Annotated in this window: 22 protein-coding genes and 1 tRNA gene; 9 read left to right on the top strand and 14 right to left on the bottom strand. The window is 69.7% G+C overall.

Features of this window, described 5'->3' with window-relative positions; all coding sequences use genetic code 11:
* Window positions 1-32: 32 nt before the first annotated feature.
* Window positions 33-602: a maltokinase N-terminal cap-like domain-containing protein gene (locus tag ACTH43_RS14345; RefSeq protein WP_441445579.1), complete on the bottom strand. Its 570-nt coding sequence runs from the start codon at window positions 600-602 to the stop codon at window positions 33-35.
* Window positions 603-699: 97 nt separating this feature from the next.
* Between ACTH43_RS14345 and ACTH43_RS14340 the strand changes: the two genes are divergently transcribed.
* Entirely contained in the window at window positions 700-1,470 is a 771-nt protein-coding gene (locus ACTH43_RS14340) for a hypothetical protein (RefSeq protein WP_441445578.1), read from the top strand.
* Here the strand turns inward: ACTH43_RS14340 and ACTH43_RS14335 are convergent.
* From ACTH43_RS14335 to ACTH43_RS14320, 4 genes are all read right to left on the bottom strand, one after another.
* Window positions 1,436-2,152: an ABC transporter ATP-binding protein gene (locus ACTH43_RS14335; RefSeq protein WP_441445577.1), complete on the bottom strand. Its 717-nt coding sequence runs from the start codon at window positions 2,150-2,152 to the stop codon at window positions 1,436-1,438. The genes ACTH43_RS14340 and ACTH43_RS14335 overlap by 35 nt on opposite strands.
* Window positions 2,153-2,172: 20 nt before the next feature.
* Window positions 2,173-2,826 (bottom strand): FtsX-like permease family protein, encoded by a 654-nt coding sequence (locus ACTH43_RS14330; RefSeq protein WP_441445576.1) that lies wholly within the window; start codon window positions 2,824-2,826, stop codon window positions 2,173-2,175.
* A gap of 12 nt (window positions 2,827-2,838) precedes the next feature.
* Window positions 2,839-4,488, bottom strand: coding sequence for an ABC transporter permease (locus ACTH43_RS14325; RefSeq protein ID WP_441445575.1), 1,650 nt, complete (start codon window positions 4,486-4,488; stop codon window positions 2,839-2,841).
* 223 nt (window positions 4,489-4,711) lie between these two features.
* The gene (locus tag ACTH43_RS14320) at window positions 4,712-5,341 is read right to left on the bottom strand and encodes an HAD-IA family hydrolase (protein WP_441445574.1); all 630 of its coding nucleotides are present in this window, start codon (window positions 5,339-5,341) and stop codon (window positions 4,712-4,714) included.
* A 65-nt stretch (window positions 5,342-5,406) separates the two neighbouring features.
* Here ACTH43_RS14320 and ACTH43_RS14315 point away from each other — a divergent pair, with 65 nt between their 5' ends.
* On the top strand, window positions 5,407-6,210 hold the full coding sequence (locus tag ACTH43_RS14315) for a TSUP family transporter (RefSeq protein ID WP_441445573.1): 804 nt from the start codon (window positions 5,407-5,409) through the stop codon (window positions 6,208-6,210).
* Window positions 6,211-6,306: 96 nt separating this feature from the next.
* Entirely contained in the window at window positions 6,307-7,395 is a 1,089-nt protein-coding gene (locus ACTH43_RS14310) for a PAC2 family protein (RefSeq protein ID WP_441445572.1), read from the top strand.
* 25 nt (window positions 7,396-7,420) lie between these two features.
* Here the strand turns inward: ACTH43_RS14310 and ACTH43_RS14305 are convergent, their stop codons facing one another.
* On the bottom strand, window positions 7,421-8,218 hold the full coding sequence (locus tag ACTH43_RS14305; protein WP_441445571.1) for a transglutaminase-like domain-containing protein: 798 nt from the start codon (window positions 8,216-8,218) through the stop codon (window positions 7,421-7,423).
* 139 nt (window positions 8,219-8,357) lie between these two features.
* Here ACTH43_RS14305 and ACTH43_RS14300 point away from each other — a divergent pair, with 139 nt between their 5' ends.
* Genes ACTH43_RS14300 through ACTH43_RS14285 form a run of 4 tightly spaced genes read left to right on the top strand, consistent with a single transcriptional unit; the run spans window position 8,358 to window position 11,013 of the window.
* Window positions 8,358-9,107 carry a sugar phosphate isomerase/epimerase family protein gene (locus ACTH43_RS14300; RefSeq protein WP_441445570.1) on the top strand — a complete coding sequence of 250 codons (750 nt, stop codon included), beginning with the start codon at window positions 8,358-8,360 and terminating at the stop codon, window positions 9,105-9,107.
* Complete coding sequence (locus tag ACTH43_RS14295) at window positions 9,104-9,355, top strand: hypothetical protein (RefSeq protein WP_441445569.1); 252 nt, start codon at window positions 9,104-9,106, stop codon at window positions 9,353-9,355. The genes ACTH43_RS14300 and ACTH43_RS14295 overlap by 4 nt, the downstream gene beginning before the upstream one ends.
* Window positions 9,356-9,371: 16 nt before the next feature.
* The gene (locus tag ACTH43_RS14290) at window positions 9,372-10,373 is read left to right on the top strand and encodes a sugar phosphate isomerase/epimerase family protein (protein ID WP_441445568.1); all 1,002 of its coding nucleotides are present in this window, start codon (window positions 9,372-9,374) and stop codon (window positions 10,371-10,373) included.
* A 1-nt stretch (window position 10,374) separates the two neighbouring features.
* Complete coding sequence (locus ACTH43_RS14285; protein WP_441445567.1) at window positions 10,375-11,013, top strand: TIGR03085 family metal-binding protein; 639 nt, start codon at window positions 10,375-10,377, stop codon at window positions 11,011-11,013.
* Between the two features lie 80 nt (window positions 11,014-11,093).
* Here the strand turns inward: ACTH43_RS14285 and ACTH43_RS14280 are convergent, their stop codons facing one another.
* Window positions 11,094-12,113: a methyltransferase gene (locus tag ACTH43_RS14280; RefSeq protein WP_441445566.1), complete on the bottom strand. Its 1,020-nt coding sequence runs from the start codon at window positions 12,111-12,113 to the stop codon at window positions 11,094-11,096.
* A 94-nt stretch (window positions 12,114-12,207) separates the two neighbouring features.
* On the opposite strand from ACTH43_RS14280, the gene ACTH43_RS14275 reads away from it, so the two are divergent.
* Window positions 12,208-12,999, top strand: coding sequence for a ParA family protein (locus tag ACTH43_RS14275; protein ID WP_441445565.1), 792 nt, complete (start codon window positions 12,208-12,210; stop codon window positions 12,997-12,999).
* 206 nt (window positions 13,000-13,205) lie between these two features.
* Here the strand turns inward: ACTH43_RS14275 and ACTH43_RS14270 are convergent, their stop codons facing one another.
* The 7 genes from ACTH43_RS14270 to ACTH43_RS14240 all read right to left on the bottom strand — a co-directional run bounded on the left by ACTH43_RS14270 (window position 13,206) and on the right by ACTH43_RS14240 (window position 18,072).
* Complete coding sequence (locus tag ACTH43_RS14270) at window positions 13,206-13,787, bottom strand: MerR family transcriptional regulator (RefSeq protein ID WP_441445564.1); 582 nt, start codon at window positions 13,785-13,787, stop codon at window positions 13,206-13,208.
* Between the two features lie 129 nt (window positions 13,788-13,916).
* Window positions 13,917-14,609, bottom strand: coding sequence for a transcriptional regulator FtsR (gene ftsR, locus ACTH43_RS14265; protein WP_441445563.1), 693 nt, complete (start codon window positions 14,607-14,609; stop codon window positions 13,917-13,919).
* Window positions 14,610-14,613: 4 nt separating this feature from the next.
* On the bottom strand, window positions 14,614-15,057 hold the full coding sequence (locus tag ACTH43_RS14260) for an FHA domain-containing protein (protein ID WP_441445562.1): 444 nt from the start codon (window positions 15,055-15,057) through the stop codon (window positions 14,614-14,616).
* 126 nt (window positions 15,058-15,183) lie between these two features.
* The gene (locus ACTH43_RS14255; protein WP_441445561.1) at window positions 15,184-15,936 is read right to left on the bottom strand and encodes a DUF881 domain-containing protein; all 753 of its coding nucleotides are present in this window, start codon (window positions 15,934-15,936) and stop codon (window positions 15,184-15,186) included.
* On the bottom strand, window positions 15,933-16,265 hold the full coding sequence (locus ACTH43_RS14250) for a small basic family protein (protein ID WP_441445560.1): 333 nt from the start codon (window positions 16,263-16,265) through the stop codon (window positions 15,933-15,935). The genes ACTH43_RS14255 and ACTH43_RS14250 overlap by 4 nt, the downstream gene beginning before the upstream one ends.
* Window positions 16,262-17,206 carry a DUF881 domain-containing protein gene (locus ACTH43_RS14245; protein ID WP_441445559.1) on the bottom strand — a complete coding sequence of 315 codons (945 nt, stop codon included), beginning with the start codon at window positions 17,204-17,206 and terminating at the stop codon, window positions 16,262-16,264. Before ACTH43_RS14245 ends, ACTH43_RS14250 begins: the two co-directional genes overlap by 4 nt.
* A gap of 35 nt (window positions 17,207-17,241) precedes the next feature.
* On the bottom strand, window positions 17,242-18,072 hold the full coding sequence (locus tag ACTH43_RS14240; protein ID WP_441445558.1) for a class I SAM-dependent methyltransferase: 831 nt from the start codon (window positions 18,070-18,072) through the stop codon (window positions 17,242-17,244).
* A 204-nt stretch (window positions 18,073-18,276) separates the two neighbouring features.
* Here ACTH43_RS14240 and ACTH43_RS14235 point away from each other — a divergent pair.
* Window positions 18,277-18,350, top strand: a tRNA-Pro gene (locus tag ACTH43_RS14235).
* Window positions 18,351-19,315: the final 965 nt, after the last annotated feature.

The following is a 19,315-nucleotide window of genomic DNA, read 5'->3' as shown; positions in this document are numbered from 1 at the left end:
GTGGACATCCCCGGCTGAGCTGCGGGCGGTGCTCAGTACGCGACGACGACGCCGTCGCCGCCGGACCAGCGGGCACGCAGCCGTACGGTGCCGTCGAGATCACCGAGGGTGCGCGCGATGGTGAACGGCGCGCCGTCCAGCAGCTCATCCCCCGTCGGCGGCTGCTCGCCTTCGTCGACCTCGAGGCTGAGCGTCACGCTCTGCGGAAGCGTCTCGCTCAGCGTGCCGTCCTCGTCATAGATGTCGAGCGCCGCCTGCTGCTGCTCCCCACAGATCGCGCGCCGGAAGCAGTCCAGTGCGGTCTCGTCGGCCAGGCCGTCGTAGACGAAGCGCTCACCGAGCACCGAATGCTGCATGATGGCCAGCAGATGCTCGTCGGCACCGTCAACCCGGAGGGGTCGGTACGAGAGCGGCAGATGGTAGGTCGTCTCCCCCACGCGCACCAGATGGCACTCCACGCCGACCTCGCCCTCGGGGTCGTCGAAGCGGTAGGCGCCGAGGAGCACGAGCTCACCGGTCTCTCCCCAGGAACGCGAGGACAGGAAGTCGTGGAGGATCTCGGTCTTGTTGGGGCTGAGCTCGGCACGGTAGATGATCGCCATGGCTCCCACGGTAGTGCCCTGCTCCCCCGCGACACGCATGAGAGCGTCCACATCCTGGGTTCACCCCGAACTCATCGAAAGTTCATACACTCCCGATATGTCCACCTCGCCCTCCGCGCCCGCGGGCTTCAGACCGCTGTCCCAGTACCGGGTCGCCCTCTGCCTGATCGCGGTCGCCGCAATGATCATCGTGATCGCGCTGTTGTTCCTGCTCGCGCATCAGCGCACCACCGGGCTGCTCTCGCAGAACCTGCACACCGTCTTCTGGTATTTCGATGTGGGCCGCGAGTACAACATGGCCACCTGGTACAACTCCGGGCTGTGGCTGCTGCTGGGCGTCCTCGCCGCGATGTTCGCCGTGACGGGATCAGCCCGACGCCGGTCCTGGTGGCTGCTGGCAGTCGTCGCCCTGTTCGCCTCGGTGGACGAGTACCTCGAGGTGCATGAACGGCTGGACGTGCCCGGGAACCTGATCGCGGAGCATCTGCCCGTCACCATCGGCTTCTCCTGGGTGCTGCTCGGCGCCCCGATCGCCCTGGTGATCGTCCTCCTGCTGCTCCGCCTCGTCCTCTCCCTGCCCTCACGTGCACGCAACGGACTGTTCCTGGGAGGCGCGCTCTTCCTCGCCGGAGCGGTCGCGGTCGAGACCCTCAATGGGCGGATCCTGGTGGGGAACGACGGCATCGTCAACAACGCCTATATCTACAGCACGATGCTCGAAGAGCTGCTGGAGATGAGCGGGATCGCGGTCGCCTTCGCCTCAGTGCTGAGCCTGATCCAGCGCGATCCCGTGGCACGGGTCCTGCGACTGGATCCCGCGGTGCTCCCGGACGTCAGCCGTTCCCAGGAGCCGGCCGGTCGCCGCTGATCCGACCATCGGCCAGGGCGATGATCCGGTGCGCGCGCTGCGCGACCTGGGCGTCATGGGTGACCAGCACGATCGTCGTCCCCTCGGCGCTGATCTCAGCAAGGGCATCCATCATCTCCTCGGTGGCTGCGGAGTCCAGCGCTCCGGTCGGCTCATCGGCCACCAGCAACCGAGGATGGTTGATGAGTGCCCGGGCGAGAGCCACCCGCTGCAGCTGCCCACCGGAGGCTTCACCGACTCCACGCTCGGTGAGATCGTCGACGCCGAGCTGCGTCATGAGCTGCTCGGCTCTGGTGCGCAGCACGGTGCGCTGCTCGGTCCGGGCGAGCAGCCCCGGCAGCAGCACGTTGTCCAGCAGCGAGAGGTTCCGCAGCAGATGGAACTGCTGGAACACGATGCCGATCTCCAGCAGTCGGCGGCGCGAACGTGCCTTCCCGTCGAGCGTGCTGTGGTCCTCCCCCGCCCACAGCACGCTGCCGTCGGTGGGGTCCTCGAGACCGCTGAGCGTGTACAGCAGGGTTGACTTCCCACAGCCGGAAGGGCCCATCACCGCGAGGAACTCCCCGTCCGCGACCGTGAGATCGATGTCGTGCAGGATGGTGGTCCGCTGCAGGCGGCGCGTCACTCCTCTGGCCTCGAGCAGCGGAACGTCCAGGCCGGTGGTGCTGAGGGTGGTGGTCATGACGGTCTCCTCCGAGGGGATCATTCCGTGGTCTGGGCGCGCACGTCGGCGGTGCGCAGCCGGCGGCAGGTCCACAGCGTGGCGAGCGTGGCGATGGTGCCCAGCAGCAGCGGCATCGCGATTCCGGTCAGCAGCGGATCGACGACGAGATCGATCCGGCTGGTGCCCTGGAACAGATGCTCCATCCCCCCGAACATCCCCTCGATCAGGACGTTGAACAGTCCCTGTCCCAGGGTGAGGGAGAGTGCGGCACCGGCGACCAGGCCGAGCAGCAGGGTGACCAGCATCCGGATGAGGTACGGGGCGCGCAGCGTGAGGGGCGAGGCACCCAGCGCCCGCTGGACGGCGAGCGGGGAAGCATCGGTGGCCAGCCAGAGTCGGGAGATCATCACCGCCAGCAGTGCGGCCAGGGCCACCGCCGCCGCCGAGGCCAGCGCCGCGGCGACGCTGATCCGCTCCGCCACCGGACCCAGCAGCTGGGACCGGTACACCTCGGTCTCCGAGACCCGGGCGTCAGTGAGCTGAGCGGACAGATCCTCGGCGACAGCGGCGGTCTCAGCGCCCGGGGTCAGGGCCGCCCCGAGCACGTACCCGATCACCTGCTCGCCCTCCGCGGGCAGCATGCCCCTGGCGGTCCGCCCGCCGTTGGTGAGGTCCTGATAGGAGCCGACCACCTCCAGCTCCTGTCACTGCCCCTGGACCTGGATCGGCAGCTGGTCCCCCACGGAGACCCCGGCCTCCGCCAGCGACAGCAGCGAGAGGGCGATCTCCACCTCGCTCCGGGGCGCTCGTCCCTCGGTGTAGATGCCGGGCGTCGCGGAGCGGTCCCCGCTGGAGACGGCCAGGCCCAGCTCCTCGCCCTCATCGGTCTCGACGAGATGCCGGGTGGTGACCAGGGCGGTGTGCTCGGCCACGCGGGCGTCGTCGGCGAGCGTGCGGCGGGCGCTCTCGAACCGGTCGGTGCTGTCCTTCCCGGTGTGCGGCAGATCGATGCGCACATCGGCCGCGCCCAGTCCGAAGTACGCGGAGAACTGCGGAGAGGACAGCGTGGTGGCGATCGAGGTGGGCACCATCACCAGCAGGGTGCACACGGCGAAGACCGTGACCAGCAGCGGTGCTGAGCTGCCGCGGCCCAGCAGGGACATCAGCCCCAGGCTCACGCCGACGGGCAGGGGTGAGCGGCGCAGGCGCAGGCGGCCCGGTCCAGCGGCGTCGCCGACCGAGCCGCTCCTGCGCAGCACCTCGAGCGGCCCGATGCGGCGAAGTCGGCGCAGCAAGCCTGCGACCATGGCGAGCACTCCGAGCACCAGCAGCATCGCGGCCAGGGCCGGCACGATCACTACGCGGACTCCCCCGGTCTCGCCGAGGAAGCGGGTCAGCCCCGAGGAGAGCACCCGCTCGAGCGCGATGCTGCCCAGCAGTCCCAGCGCTCCCGCGACTCCGGCGAGGGTGCCGTAGACGAGCAGGTGGAGCGTGCGCACGTCGCGGGCGGAGATCCCGATGGCGGTCATCACCGCGATCTCGCGACGGTCCCGCGCGAGCGCCGTGCGCAGGGCGAGGCGGAGGGTGAGCATCCCGATCACCAGCACCATCCCGGCGGCCAGCAGCACCAGCGCCGCGACCAGGCCCTCGGCGAACACGGTGAACAGTATGAACGCCGAGCGGTCCACCGACGGGCCGGCCGCGGGCAGGCCCGCCTCCTGGTAGGCGGCGCGCACGGTGGTGAGGTCCCGGGAGCGGTCCTGGACCCAGAAGCTGATCAGGTGCTCCCAGGTCCCGGTGTGCTCGGCCACCGCGGCGAGGTCCTCGGCGCTCACCGCGAGCCGCTTGGAACCGGCGATCGCGGGGCCCATGCTTGAATCGCGCAGGAATCCCGCGACCTCGAGGTCCAGGCGGAAGCCGTCCGGGGCGGTGAGAGTCACGGTGGAACCGGCGGCGAGGCCGGAGTCCTCATACAGCAGCGGGAGCCAGATGGTGCCGGGCTCGACATCGATGATCGGGCGGTCCTGCAGGCCCAGCAGCAGATCTCGTTCATGGCTCGGGACCACCAGGGAGTTCTGCTGCACGTTGCTGGACTGGCTGGCCCCGTCGAAGAACAGCTGCGCGCCGTCGATCCCGAGCAGGGGCGTGACCTGGTGGGCGGTGATCTCGGGGCGGTCGGCGGCGAAGTCGGCGATCTCGTCGACATCGACGTCGCCGGTGTGCAGCTGGGCGAGGTGCGGGGCATCGGCCCGCTCGATCAGGGCGTCGCCGCTGCCCACCAGGCGAGTGATCAGGCCGGTGCCGGCGCAGGCGAGCAGGACCGAGAGCATGATCAGTCCGGCCAGCGTCGTCATCACCGCGCGCTCCTCGCGCAGCTTTCCTCTCGCCATCCGCCACAGCACGGTTCCACGACCCTCCGCCGGACGCCGCTCGATGCCGCGCCGATCACCTCACGGTAGGGTCATGCTCCCGTGGTGACCAGTGATTTCAGGGGACCTGGCGGGAGTCTGAGGGGATCCCCCGCCTCCCTGCGGGGGTCAGCGGGAAGGAGCCTGCGGGGGTGGGCCGCTCCCCGTGTCACTGGACCGCTGGGCCGAACAGCGCGCCCAGGGCATACAGGGAGGTCACCCGCTCGGAGTCCCCGGCATCGAGGGCGATGCCGGCGGTCTCCAACAGCACCCCGCGCACCCCGGCGGCCCGAGCGGCCTCGACGTCGCCGGGGCGGTCCCCCACCGCGAGGCACTCCTCAGGCGCGAGCGCGTGCCGCGCGAGGAGAGCCAGCACCATCGCCGGATCGGGCTTACGCGCGAAGCCGTCGGGAGCGCAGACCATGTCGTCGACCGGCAGCTCCAGCGCCTCGATGAGCGCAGTGGCGCTCCCCCGCTCCCGATGGGTCGCGACCAAGTTCAGCCCGCCCGCGCGGTGCACGGCCGCGAGCAGCTCATGGGCGCCCGCCATCACCGCCGGCGGATGCTGCTGCCAGTGCACCTTCGTCGCCTCGTAGGCGGTGCGCAGCCGGCGCTCGGGCACCTGGTGCCTGGCGGCGAGGGTGCTGATCGCGTGGGAGCTCGAGATGCGGGTCAGCTGCCCCACCTCGCGGAGCAGCTCCTCACCGGGCTGCGGATCGAGCGCCGATGCGAGGGCGCGGTCCACATCGGGATATGTGTCCACCAGAGTGCCGCCGAGGTCCCAGATCACTGCTCGCATGTCACCAGTCTGTCAGGGAGCGGACTGATTCGTCCCCCGCGCGGCAACCGGTGTTCACTGAACCGGTGCCCCTGCTCGATCAGCTGCTCCAGCTCTCCGCCCTCACGCTCGTGCTGCTCATCGGCGCCGCGTTCGTGGCGGGATGGGTGGATGCTGTCGTCGGCGGCGGTGGGCTGATCCAGCTGCCGGCACTGCTGACCTCCCTGCCGGCCGACGCCTCCACCGGCGCGGTGCTGGGCACGAACAAGGTCGCCTCTGCGGCGGGTACGGCGATCTCCTCCTGGACGTACATCCGCCGGATCACGCCCGTGGCCGCGACCGCTGTGCCGCTGGTGCTGTGCGCCCTCGCGGGGAGCGCCCTCGGCGCGGGCCTGGCCTCGTTCCTCCCCCGGGAGTGGCTCTCGCCCATCGTGCTGCTCGCTCTGCTCGGCGTCGGCACCTACACACTGCTGCGGCCCGCGATGGGGCTCGTGCACGAGCCGCGGCATCAGGGCCGGGCCCATGTGCTGCGCTCGGGCGGAATCGGCGGTGCGGTGGGCGTGTACGACGGCGTCCTGGGGCCCGGGACCGGCACCTTCTTCATCATCGCGATGGTGGCTCTGCTGGGGTACGGCTTCCTCGAGGCGAGCGTCCACGCGAAGCTCGCGAACCTCACCACCAATCTCGGTGCCCTGCTGGTCTTCGGGCTGCAGGGCGAGGTGTGGTGGATCCTCGGAGCGGTGATGGCGCTGGCGAACCTGGCCGGCGGCTACCTCGGTGCCCGGCTCGCGCTCAGGCTCGGCTCACGGTTCGTGCGGGTGGTGTTCCTGGTGGTCACCGGGGCGCTCGCGCTGCGCCTCGCGATCGACTCGGTGGCGCTGGTCACGTGATGTGTCCGCTCAGGATGGAATAGGCCCGCCGCGGACCTCGTTGCAGAAGTAGTCACCCGCGCCGCCTTCCCGCGGCCCGTCGCCTTGGAGGTCAAGATGGATCCGACGACCCTGTTCAGCTACGAGCGTCACGTCGACTCGCGCGCCCTGCGCGGTCGGACCCTGCTCGTCACCCTCGGCGCCTACAGCGATGCCGGCGACGCCCAGCGGCTGGTCGACGATCAGCTGCTGAACGCCCTCTCGAGCCGCGTCGTGGGCCGGCTCGACATGGACCAGGTGTTCGACTACGCGGGACGACGCCCCGAGGTGACCCTCCAGCTCGACCACTTCACGGACTACGAGAAGCCGGAGATCCTCCTGCACGAGGTGACCGCACCGGACGGCGAGACCTTCTTCCTGCTCACCGGTCCGGAGCCGTCGTTCCAGTGGGAACGGGTCGCGAACGCGCTGCGGATCGTGGTCGAGCAGCTCGGCATCGAGCGGACCCTGCTGCTGCAGGGGTTCCCGGCACCAGTCCCCCACACCCGTGAACTCCCCGTGACCCGTTTCGCCGGCGACCCGGACTCCATCACCGTGCGCCGCACCATGCCGGGGACCTTCCGGCTGCGCGCCCCCTTCACCGCGCTGCTGACGATGCGACTCTCCGAAGGTGGCCATGAGGTGGTGGGGCTGACGGTGCACGTCCCTCAGTACCTGCACGAGATGACCTATCCGGACGTGGCGATCGCCCTGCTCGGTGCGATCACCGAGGAGCAGGGACCGGAGCTGCCGCTGGACGCGCTCGAGACCCAGGCCGGGCCGGTGCGCGAGGCGGTGGCGGCACAGATCGACGCTCAGCCCCAGCTGCAGGAGATGGTCCAGGGCCTCGAGAAGCGATTCGATCGGATGATCACCTCCGGTGCCGGCGCCGAAGTCCCCACCGCGGACGCGATCGCCGCGGAGGTCGAGGAGTACCTCGCGAGCTTCGACGCGGAGGGTGAGGACGGCAAGAGCAGCTCGGACCCTGACGGCCCAGGAGCGGCCGACGGCCAGGAGCCCCTGAACGGTCCAGCGAACCCCGGCGATCTCGAGACGCCGAGCGCTTCGGAGACGCCCAGCACGCCGGAGAGTCCCGGCGGGTTGGACTCGCCGAGCGGGCCGGACTCGCCGAACGGACCTGCGGACTCACGGTCCCCGGAGGCCTGAGCAGCGCGTCGCGAAGCGGCGAGCGTCAGCGCAGCGGGAGCCGCTCCCCCGGCGTCTCGTGCGGCAGTCCAGGATCCACCACCGCGGTGACCTGGATGCCGCTGAGGGTGACGTTGCCCGCCAGGGTGGTCATGAAGGCGGTGTCCGCCGCATCCTGACCGGTCGCGATCCGCACCATCGAGGCGCGGGGAGCCAGATGAGTCGCATCGACCACCTGCCACGAATCCTCGACCAGCGCCTCGACCACCAGGTGGAAGTCCATCGGGCTGAGCCCCGGTGCATAGACGGAGGAGCAACGGGCGGGAATCCCGCTCGCGCGCAGCAGCGTCGCGGTGAGATGCGCGTAGTCGCGGCACACCCCCTGACGCGCCAGGTACGTCGAGCGCGCGGAATCCGTGATGGTGCTCGATCCGGGCACATAGTCCAGATGCTCGTGCACCCAGTCGACCACCGCCTGCACGGCGGCATCCCCGGTGCGTTCACCGACGATCTCCGCCGCGATCCGATCGAACTCGTCCACCTCGCAGTATCGCGAGGGCCGCAGATGCAGCACGGCATCCGCCTCGTCGCTCTGCGGCACGGGGGCCTCCCCCACGCCGGTGGCGTCATAGACGAACTCCACTGCGCCCTCCGGGAGGCCGTGCACCAGATGCAGGCGGCTGCCGAAGCGGTCGCGGGTCTCTGTGACGGGGTGGTCGACCCCGTCGGCGAGAACCTGCAGCGACTCCTCCGCAGCAGGAGCATCGGAGACAGCCACCAGCAGGGCGATGTCGGTCCCGGCGGCCACCTCGGCCCTCATCCACGCGCGCACATGTCGTTTCACCCCTTCAGTGTCCAGCATTCGGGCGCCCGGGGCATGCGCGGCCCTCGTCTTTGCCGCCACGTGATCTCCGACATAGAGTTGTGACCCAGCCGTCACCACCGATCCCCCCGGCCCTCACCGTCCGGTTCTAGGAGCAGCAGTGCAGATCTCCGTTCAGCTCTACAGCGTGCGCGAGGCCTTCGCTGCTGACCCCGCGAGCACGCTCCGGCGACTCGCCGAGATCGGCTTCACCACCGTCGAGCCCTACGGGCTCATGGACCATGCGGAGACCCTGCGCACGCTGCTGCCCCAGCACGGGCTGACCGCCCCCTCGGCGCACGTCTCGTTGCTCGGGGCGGAGGATCCCGCCGCGATCTTCGCCACCGCCGCCGCCCTCGGCGTGCAGTCGGTCATCGACCCGCACTGGGACCGCGAGCACTGGGCGCGTGAGGACGACATCAAGGCCACTGCTGAGCGGCTCGGCGAGCTCGCCGGGATCGCTGCCGCGAACGGGGTGCGCGTCGGCTACCACAACCACGACTTCGAAGCCCGCCCGGTGTTCGACGGGCGCTGCGGCCTGGACATCCTGGCCGATCATCTCGACCCTCGCGTCGTGCTCGAGCTGGACACGTTCTGGTCCGCCGTCGGCGGGACCGACCCGGCCGCGCTGCTGAGCCAGCTGGGCCAGCGCATCCAGCTCGTCCATCTCAAGGACGGCCCGCTCCAGGGCGACGTGCGCGATCAGCTCAGTCTCGGCGAGGGCGAGATGGATGTGCCCTCGATCCTCGCGGCCGCCCCCTGGCTCGAGCTCGGGGTGATCGAGTTCGATGGCCACGACGGTGACATCTTCGAGGCTGTCGACCGGTCCTACACCGTGCTGAACCAGTACCTCCGCGAGGTGCAGGCATGAGCCGTAGGACCGGCCCTGTGGGCGTGGGGATCATCGGCGCCGGCGTCATCGCCGCCCAGCACCTCATCCACGTCGTGCAGATGCCCGACATCGACGTGCGGGCCATCGGAGACCTGCGTGCCGAAGCCGCCGCCGCCACTCTCAGACTCGCACCACCGCGACCCGTCATCCTCGACCCCTCCTCCACCACCACCAGCCATCCACGACCTTTCCTCCACGACCCGCTAGTCACCACCCGCCATTCCTGAGAAGGAGCATCACCCCATGTCCCATCCGCACACCCTGTTCACCGGCCAGTGGGCCGACCTCACCCTCGACGAGGTCGCCGAGCTCGCGGCCGGCTGGGGATACGACGGTCTCGAGATCTCGGTCTCGGGCGAGCATCTGGACGCCGCACGCTGGGATGACGAGGAGTACGTCGCCGAGCGGCTGGGAATCCTGGAGAAGCACGGCCTGAAGTGCTGGGCCATCTCCAACCACTTCAAGGGCCAGGCGATCTGCGATGACCCGATCGACTTCCGCCACCAGGCGATCGTGGGCGCCGACGTCTGGGGCGACGGTGACCCCGAAGGCGTCCGTCAGCGCGCCGCGGAGGACATGAAGAACACCGCCCGGCTCGCGCAGAAGCTCGGGGTGAAGACAGTCATCGGCTTCACAGGCTCGAAGATCTGGAAGTACGTGGCGATGTTCCCGCCCGTCTCCCAGGAGGTCATCGACGAGGGCTATCAGGACTTCGCCGATCGCTGGAACCCGATCCTGGACGTCTTCGACGAATGCGGTGTGCGCTTCGCTCACGAGGTCCACCCCTCGGAGATCGCCTACGACTACTGGACCACCCAGCGCACGCTCGAGGCGATCGGCCATCGCGAGGCCTTCGGCCTGAACTGGGATCCCTCGCACTTCATGTGGCAGGAGATCGACCCGGTCTCGTTCATCACCGACTTCGCCGACCGGATCTACCACGTGGACTGCAAGGACGTCCGGGTCCGCACCACGGGGCGCAACACCCGCCTGGGCTCGCACCTGCCCTGGGGTGACCCGCGCCGTGGGTGGGACTTCGTCTCCTTCGGCCGGGGAGATGTGCCCTGGGATGCAGCATTCCGCGCGCTGCGCTCGATCGGCTACGACGGACCGCTCTCGATCGAGTGGGAGGACGCCGGGATGGACCGGCTCCACGGCGCGAAGGAGGCCATCGAGCTGCTGCGCAGCTTGGACTACCCCACCTCTGAGTTCTCCTTCGATGCCGCCTTCTCCCAGGACAGCTGAGATGGCGGAGAGCGCGAGGACTCACGGGACCGAGCGGGAGGACTTCGCAGCGAGCTTCCTCGCGCTCGGCCCCGTGGCGCCGACGATCCTGCCGGGCTGGGATGCCGCCGCGCTGCTGGAGCACCTGCATCTGCGGGAGCGGGCACCGCACCTGATGCTCGCGCACCGGCTGCCGGATCGGTGGGCAGGGCGAGCCCGCTCAGCGCTCGAGCGGTACCGGAGGACTCCCTGGGAGGAGAGGGTGGCGGCTTTCCACGCCGGCCCCGGTCCCCTCTCCCCCATCGGCCGGATCGATGCGCTCAGCGGCCAGGCGGAGCTGCTGATCCATCACGAGGACCTGCGCCGGGCGCAGGACGGCTGGGAGCCGCGGCGCATCTCGGCCGCGCGAGCTGAGGATGCGTGGCGGGCGGTCGGCCTGATGGCACCGCTGGCGATGTCGGTGCAGGCCGATGTCACCCTCGTCTCCCCGCTCGGCGGCAGGCGCCTGCGCGCCCGCCGCTCGGCGGGGAGCCTGCGGGTGCACGGCGAGCCGCTCGAGCTGCTGCTGTGGGTCAGCGGCCGCGACGAGGTCGCCCGGGTGCAGGTCCACGGGGAGCCAGCCGCGCTGCGTGCGCTGCAGGACGGCCGGCGGGGCCTGTAAGGAATGCCCGGAAGGATTGGCCGGCGGGCCCGTGTGGCCAGGTCCCAGCCGCACTCCAGGTCCCAACCGCGCTCGAGGTCTCAGCCGCGCTCGAGCAGGAACAGGCGGGGGTGGTGGCCTTTCTGGAAGAACCGATGCTCCCCCACAGGTCGCCAGCCCGCCGGTGAGGTCTCCAGCACCCGCTGCATCCTGGTGATCTCGTGGGTGAGCACCCCCATGCGCGACTGCGGGGCGGAAAGCTCAGCGGCGCGGCCCAGCAGCGCGGCCAGCAGCTTCTCGTTCGTCTCGTGCTCGCCATGGAGGGTGCCCCAGGGCGGATTGGTCACCAGTCGGGAGAATCCCGGCTCGAGGTCCACCTCCAGCACGTCCCCGACCACCCAGTCCACTTTGCCCTTGCGCCGGGCGGCGCGCTGGTGCTCGCGGGCGGCGTCGATCGCGGCGGGATCCAGATCCACACCGACCGCGCGCGCGGGTGCCACCTCGTGCAGCTGCTCCACCAGGAAGGTGCCGGAGCCGCAGGTCATGTCCAGCAGGGAATCGTCGGCTCTCACCTGGAGCTGATCGAGCACGGTCGCGGCGATGGTCGCGTTCACCGCGCCGGGGTAGTCCACTGTGCGCCAGGCGCGGGTGGCCAGCGGCCGCGGGGTGGTGCGCAGCAGCACCTGCCAGGTTCCGGACGGCGCCCCTCGCCGCACCCGCATGACCAGGTCACCGTCCGCGGCGACCGGCACCCCGGCGAGCTCGGCGACAGCGGTCGCCAGGCGGCGCATATCGGGTGTGTCAGAGCCGGCGGCCTCGAGGCGCAGGCCGTGGAAGCGCATCCGCGGTCGTTGACGGCGCACGTCCTCGAGCAGCTCGCCGAGCCGCTGCTGGACCGAGGTCTCGAGCAGCTCTCGCGGCCGACGGGCCGCGACGGTATGGCTCGTCGAGGCCGCGACCACGCGCCGCAGCGTGCGCACGGCGTCGAGATCCGACGTGCTCAGCACCAGCTCGGTCGGTCCGACCAGCCGTGCGAACCCGAGTCGGCTCGCCTCCTGCAGGGCGCTCGCGCCGCAGCCGTCGAGCACCTCGAGCACCAGTTCGTGGGTGATCTGTCCCATCGATTCCCCCTGATCGGCTGTTCATCGAATGATTCACGCAGGTTACCGCCCGTCGTGGCGTCCGTGCGCAGGTGCTGTCGGTAGACTGCGGAGCGTGTTCATCGTGAGTGTGTGTTCCCTGAAGGGCGGCGTCGGCAAGACGTCCGTGACCCTGGGCCTGGCCTCTGCCGCCCTGCATCAGGGGGTGAATACCCTCGTGGTCGATCTCGACCCGCAAGGGGACTCGACCCTCGGACTGCTCGGTGAGCCGGCGAGCACGCTGGACATCGCCGAGGTGCTGTCCTCCCCGCGCACCGAGACCATCGACCGGGCCATCATCGAGACGCCCTGGGCGGCCGGGGCGGCCTCCCACCTGGACATCATCCCGGGCTCGAGCCGTTCGGCAGTCATGGACTCCCCCGCGCCGACCCCCAAGGACGTGCGCCGCCTGCATCAGGCCCTCGACAAGCGCTCGCACCAGTACGACATCGTGCTGATCGACTGCCCGCCGTCGCTGAACGGGCTCACGCAGATGGCGCTGGCGGCTTCCGACCGCTCCCTGGTGGTCGCTGAGCCCGGGTTCTTCGCGGTGACCGCCGCGGACCGGGCCCTGAAGCTCGCCACCGAGATGCATGCCGACGGCGTCGCCCCCCGACTGCAGCCGCTGGGCCTGGTGGTGAACCGCTACCGTCCGCGCTCGGTCGAGCATCAGTACCGGCTCGCGGAGCTGCGTGAGCTGTTCGGCGATGCCGTGCTCGAACCAGTCATCGAGGAGCGCGTCGGGCTTCAGCAGGCCCAGGGCGGCGCCGTGCCGCTGCACCGCTACGAGGGCGCGTCCGGCAAACGTCTCACGGAGGACTTCGACGCGCTGCTGGCCACGGTGATGGACTCGCGCCAGAACTCCTGACCGCCGGTCGGGACCCGAGGCGCAGAGGCCTCTGCGTCGCTGCCCGGTTGTGGTCCCTGCTCGCCTGCTCGTCGCTCCCCTGCAGGTCCTGAGACACAGCAGGTTTCAGCGCACGCGCATCGGATCAGCAGCATCGGCACAGCAGAGCGGCGAGTCCCTTCCCAGGACTCGCCGTTCTGCTGTGCGACTGTGGTGTGTGGGCTGGCTCAACCAGCCTGGCGGGAGCGGCGCCGAGCGGCCAGCTCGTCCTGGAGCGCGAGTGCGGCATCGTCCGCGGGGTTGACACCCGGCAGGCCCAGCAGGTCGTTCTCCACCTCGCGCCAGACTCGGCCGACCGCGATGCCGAACACGCCCTGGCCGCCCTGGACCAGGTCGAAGATGTCCTCGGCGGAGGTGCATTCGTAGACGGAGGCGCCATCGCTCATCAGGGTGATGCCTGCGAGATCGTCGATCCCGCGCTCACGCAGCGCACTGACGGCGACGCGGATCTGCTGGAGGGAGACGCCGGTGTCGAGCAGGCGCTTGACGACCTTCAGCACCAGGATGTCGCGGAAGCCGTAGAGACGCTGACTGCCGGAGCCGTGGGCGGCGCGGACGCCTGGCTCCACGAGACCGGTGCGGGCCCAGTAGTCGAGCTGGCGGTAGGTGATGCCGGCGGCCTTGCATGCGGCAGGGCCGCGATATCCGAGCTCGCCCGGCGTATCCACGATGTCGTCGAAGAGCACGCCCTGGGCGGGCTCTGCGGGGACGGTGGACTGCTCAGTGCGATCATCGCCAACGGCGTTCACGGCTACCTCCGGGTTCAGGCTCTCCGAGGGGGAAGGGTGAGAGCACCTGCTCAGAGTAGCGCGAAGTGCCCGCCGGCCGACAGCAACGCGCCGCCCGAAGGTCACGGAGAGGTGACGGCCCCCTGCTGGTCAGCGATCCCGGAGCGCGGTCCGCAGCACAGCCCCGTGCAGTGTGATCATCGATTCGCCCAGGTCACGAGCAAAATCCTCAGCTTCTCCGCGTGCCGCAGAGTCGCCGGGACGCGAACGCGGGCTGGCGACAGAGCGGATCATGTGCGCCTGCCGCTCCGCTGCGGTGCGCAGCATCACCAGGTGGCGCGGATGCAGGCCCTCCTCGGCGAGATCCCGGGCCGCCCCGACGAGCTCCAGCTCGGTGGAGCCGTAGAAGAGAGCGCCATCACCGAGCAGTCCGTACTGCTCGAGCTCGGCGAGGAACTCCTCCTCGACGGACGCCTCACGAGCGAGCCCTCGCCGGTCCAGACGCACCGCCTGGAGCGACGCGGTGGGGCCGGGGCGGGAGGCGATGGACGTGACCTCGGAGTCGACGCCGTGCTCGAGCAGGTGCTCCTTGATGACCTTGAGCGGCCAGAAGCGGTCCCGCTGGGCCCGCAGCACGAAGCGCAGACGGTCCACGTCCTCACGGCTGTACTTGCGATAGCCGGCGGCGCTGCGGTCCGGGGAGATCAGACCCTCGGACTCCAGGTAGTGCAGCTTGGAGTGCGCGAGGTCCGGGAACTCATCGCGCAACATCTCGAGCACCTGCCCGATGCTCAGTCGCGCTGCGCCCGAGGAGCTCGGCCTGCGCGCGGCGGAGGCCGACATCAGGTCAGGCCGTCCCGTGGAACAGGTGATAGGTCAATCGGTACTTGCCGATCTGGACTTCCTGGCCGGCCTGGAGGCGAGCTTCGTCGACCCGGTCCTTGCCCACATATGTTCCGTTGAGAGAGCCGAGATCCCGGACCAGGAAGCCATCGCCATCACGCACGAAGGCGGCATGCTTGCGGGAGACCGTCACGTCGTCGAGGAAGATCTCGCTCTTGGGGTGACGTCCCGCGATGGTGGTCTCGGAATCCAGCAGGAAGCGGGCGCCGAGATTCGGGCCCTTCTGCACGATCAGCAGCGCACTGCGCGGGGGCAGGTTCTCGATCGCCCTGCGGTCCTGGGACGAGAGACCGGGCTCGGTCTCCTCCAGGGGATCGTTGGGCGAGATCGCACTCAGCTTCGATGTGTGGTCGAGATTCTCGTCGTTCCACTCGGTGTTCCCTGACACCGCGCACCCCTTCCTGGCCTGCAACGGACCCTGCGCAATGGGCGCGCAGGATTCGGCTCCACCATCCTCGCACGCGAATCGCCCTGCAGGGGACCTTCCAGGCGGGGAGACGCCAAGAATTGACGATCACTTGACCACTCGGGAGTGTTCGGGGTCCTTCAGCGCGACGGTGGCTTCCACCCGGACCGCGTCGTCGGCGGTCGCCGCGAGCGTTCCGCCGTCGCCTGCGACCGAGTCCGCCGCCCCGCCCGGGATCCGCAGCGCCGGCTCCATCACGGAGGGGTCCCCGATAGCTCGGATCTCATAGGGCGCTTCGATCGGCGTTCCGTCCACCAGCAAGCCGCCTGCGGGGGCGGTGGTGATCGAACTCGAGGCGATCACCCGCACATCCTCGATCTGGATCACCTCTGCCCCGGCATTGCGCAGCTCCTGGATCACTCCCAGGAGCGTGGACGCGCGCAGCTCGCCGTTCGGATCGGCGATCGAGACCACCACTCCCCGGCCCTTGGCCGGGGCGGTCCCGGCGAGGATCTCGAGGTCCTCCAGCCGCTCCTCGGCCGCATTCTGCGCCGCGACGTCATCCTCCTGGCCGGAGCGCAGCGCCTCCAGGGTGCGATCGAGCTCCGCGTTCTCGACCTCGAGATCGGCGGCGTGCCTCCCCGACTCATCCAGCAGGCGCACCAGCTCCTGCTGGCTCGCGCCCTCGAGGGACTCATCGCCCTGCCGCACCTGGGCGGCGATCGAGAGCCCCAGCAGCAGGCACAGCAGCCCCACGATCAGCTGGGAGAGATTCGCCTGCGGGCGGAGGGTGTCGCGCAGCCGACGCCAGACCAGCTTCTGCTGCGTCGGGGAGTCGGGAGTGCGGGTGCCGTCGCTCATGACCGGAACAGCAGACGTCTGATCGCTGCCGCGTTCGAGAAGATGCGGATCCCGAGCACCACGATCACGGCGGTCGAGAGCTGCGAGCCGACTCCGAGCTGATCGCCCAGGAAGACCAGGAACGAGGCGATCAGCACGTTGAACAGGAACGAGGTGATGAAGACGTGGGAGTCGAAGGCGCCGTCGAGGCTCGCCCGCAGGCCGCCGGCGAGGGTGTCCAGGGCCGCCACCACCGCGATCGGGAGATAGGGCTGGAGCACAGCGGGGACATCGGGTTGGACGACGACGCCGAGCACGATGCCCAGCACCAGTCCGAGAATGGCGATCATGGGGACTCCTCCTCGGCGCCGCTGCCGGCGGTCGATGATTGGTTCGAGCTGGGGGTCGGCGGGGTGTCCGGGGCGCCCTGGGTCTCGTCGTCGAGCACCGAGGCCTCCTGGAGGATGCCCACCGCGCGCGCCGGAACGGTGAGCTCCTCGCCATCCTCCCAGGACATCCGGATTCCGAAACGGGTCGAGATCTCCGTGAGGTATTCGCCGGTCTCAGCCTCGAGCACCCCGGAGTGCAGCTGCTCGGAGTCGCCGAGCGCCGTGATCCGGTATGGCGGAGACAGGGGGCGGAAGTCGACCAGGACCGCGGAGCCCGCGGTCCGGATCGCGGTGGTGCTGGTGATGCGCTGGCCGTTGATGGCGATGGCCTCCGCGCCGGCGGCCCACAGTCCGTTCACGGCGATCTGCAGGTCACCGTCGGTCACCCGGTTCACGGTGCCGGCACCGCCGCCGGGGCTCGACGGCAGCGGAGCGGAGTCCTCGAGCTCCAGGACCGTTCCCGGGCCGCTCAGCGGCACTCCTCCCCCGGCCTGCTCGTAGCTGGCCAGGCGCTCTGACGCGCCGGCGTCGGTGCTGTCGAGGACGGTCCCTTGGGCGTCGGCGATCTGTGCCTCCAGCTCGGCCTGGCGCTCCTCCAGCTGCTCGGCCTCGGCCCGAGTCTCGAGGACCTCCTGCTCGAGCAGGGCGCGCGGGCCGTCCGCCGCGCCGGCCTCGTGGCGCAGATCCAGCACCGAGACGGCGACTGCGAAGCCCAGCGCCAGTGCCAGCAGCAGGGTCACCCCCCGCATGATCCGGTTGTCAGGCGGCGCGGCCTCGGCAGCCGGGTGATCGTCCTTGCGCAGAGTGTCCACGCCGTACGGGTCCGCAGTGAGTGCGCGCAGCAGCGAGGTCGGCGAGTACGGGGTCTCGCCGTGCGGGGTCTCATGCTCGCGTTCGCGCATGTCAGCAGTCTAGGAGCGGCAGCAGTGCGGAGCCGTCAGACCCGCGGGACATCCAGCTGCTCACCGAGCAGGGCCGAGAAGTCCGTGCGGCCGGCATCTGGCGTCTCGGGCGCGCTCGCCTGGACCAGGTATCTGCTCACGGTGGCGGAGAAAGGTCCCTTCCGCACCTGCGCCTGGAGGTGTTCGAGCATGTCCCGGTAGCCGTCGACATCGAAGTCCTCCGGGGCATCCCAGGGGGCCCGGCGCAGGTAGCGCAGGAAGGTCGGCACATCGTCGAACTCGAAGTGGCCGTGGAAGGTGTCTGAACGGTCCACGCGCAGGCCGGCTCTGGTGAGTGCGTGGACCGTGCCCTCGAGAGTCTCCTCTTCCTTCGGATCATCCATGCCGAACAGCTCGCGGATCTCGTGGCCGTCGTCTCCGCCCACCTGCTGGGTGAGGAAGGTGCCGCCGGGGCGGAGCAGCCGGGCGACGTCCGTCGCGTCGAAGGCTCCATGACGGTTCAGCACCAGTCCGAAGGCGGCGTCGGCGAAGGGCAGGCGCGATCCGGCGGCTTCCGGGTCGTGCTCGTGGACCTCGATGCCCAGCGGCGTCAGGCGCTCCCGGGCGGCAGGCAGGTGGGAGGCCCGTCCCTCGGTCGCGGTCGTCCCCTCCGGCAGCACATCCGCGAGGGAGGCGAGCACCTCTCCCCTGCCGGTGCCCAGGTCCAGCACCCGGTCCGCCATCGGGGCGAGGTTCTCCACCAGGGTGCGCCACCGCCACGGCGGCTCCGTCTCCCGAAAGCCGGCGAGGGCGGAGACGTCCCACCCCGTCGGCTGCTCCGCGAGGGCCTCTCGCCAGCGCTGCAACTGCTGCTCGTCGGTCATCATCGATCCTCCTGCGCGTCGGGTCCCGCTGGGTGGATGGTCTCGGCCATGGCGGGGGCACGGCCTGCGCCCACTATCGCATCCGCGTCCTCGCGGGCGGGTACGGCGCAGGTGCCGCAGGTCACGCACCTCCCGATTGGCTCCTAGGGGCTTGCTCGGGGTACTGTGATCCTCGGTCCTCCGGTGACGGAGGATCACGCAAGATCTCGGGCTGTGGCGCAGCTTGGTAGCGCACTTGACTGGGGGTCAAGGGGTCGCAGGTTCAAATCCTGTCAGCCCGACAAATGCCCTGGTGAGAACAAGTTTCTCGCCAGGGCGTTGTCTTTTTGGCGGCGATGTGACCGCTAGAGTCGCGCCGGCTGGAGACCGCACGAGCCTCGGGGTCACCATCACGACGGCGATCGACGTTCGAGTGCCGCACTCGGACCAGGGGCACGCGGGGCGAGCACAGAACGGGGCCGGCTGGTGGCCAGGGCCAGGGTCTCCCCCAGGTTCTCTCGTCGCCGCGACTCAAGACCAGGCAGGCCGGCTCGCCCGTCGCAAGGCTGCCCTTCCCGTCGGAGCTCACACGTGGGGAAGAACTGCGGCAGTGTCGGCGCGGCCACTCTCGGCTGCCGGGGCATCGATAGCGCTGCGCCCTCACGGGTCATCCACCGGGTCACCTTCCACGTACGCCTCGAAGTGCCCCTGCACCGCGGCTACCCGTCAGGGCGAACAGGACCCACGCCGCGGTGGGAAGCCATCCCGCTGCACCGAAACGCATATTTGGCCGTGCGGGCACCATCTGCGGAGTGCTCAAGTTCTATGCGTCAAGCTCCTCCAGCTGATTGCTGAAGAGGTGTCCGGCTCTCTGTTGATGGGTTTCGTGTGACACGTGAACTCAATGTCCGATAATGGCTGTTACCGGACATTGAACGATTCCGGGGTACCAGTATCTGTGCAGTCCACAGTTCCTTGCATCCACCGCCAATCATGCAGCGGCCACATTCCGAGTAGCGCTCACTTCCCGGGCATCGTGCACAATCTGCGTGCCACTCGAAATGACGATTCGGGTATGGAATGCTTTGTTGAAGCCGACCGTCCGCAGCACCAAACCGAATCCCGACGAGCAGATCCCCGTGGCCCTCGCCGCGCGCATCGCCGACATCGACCGATCCTCCCTCGCGCACCTGGTCGATCACGGGCTGATAACCGGCTCTTCGCGGTTCATGGTGAATGACCCTGCTGTAGCGGGTATTCACGCTAC

It is taken from the genome of Brachybacterium sp. (assembly GCF_052095815.1).
In the GTDB taxonomy this organism is placed as follows: domain Bacteria; phylum Actinomycetota; class Actinomycetes; order Actinomycetales; family Dermabacteraceae; genus Brachybacterium.
This window is presented reverse-complemented; position numbering and strand designations above follow the sequence as displayed.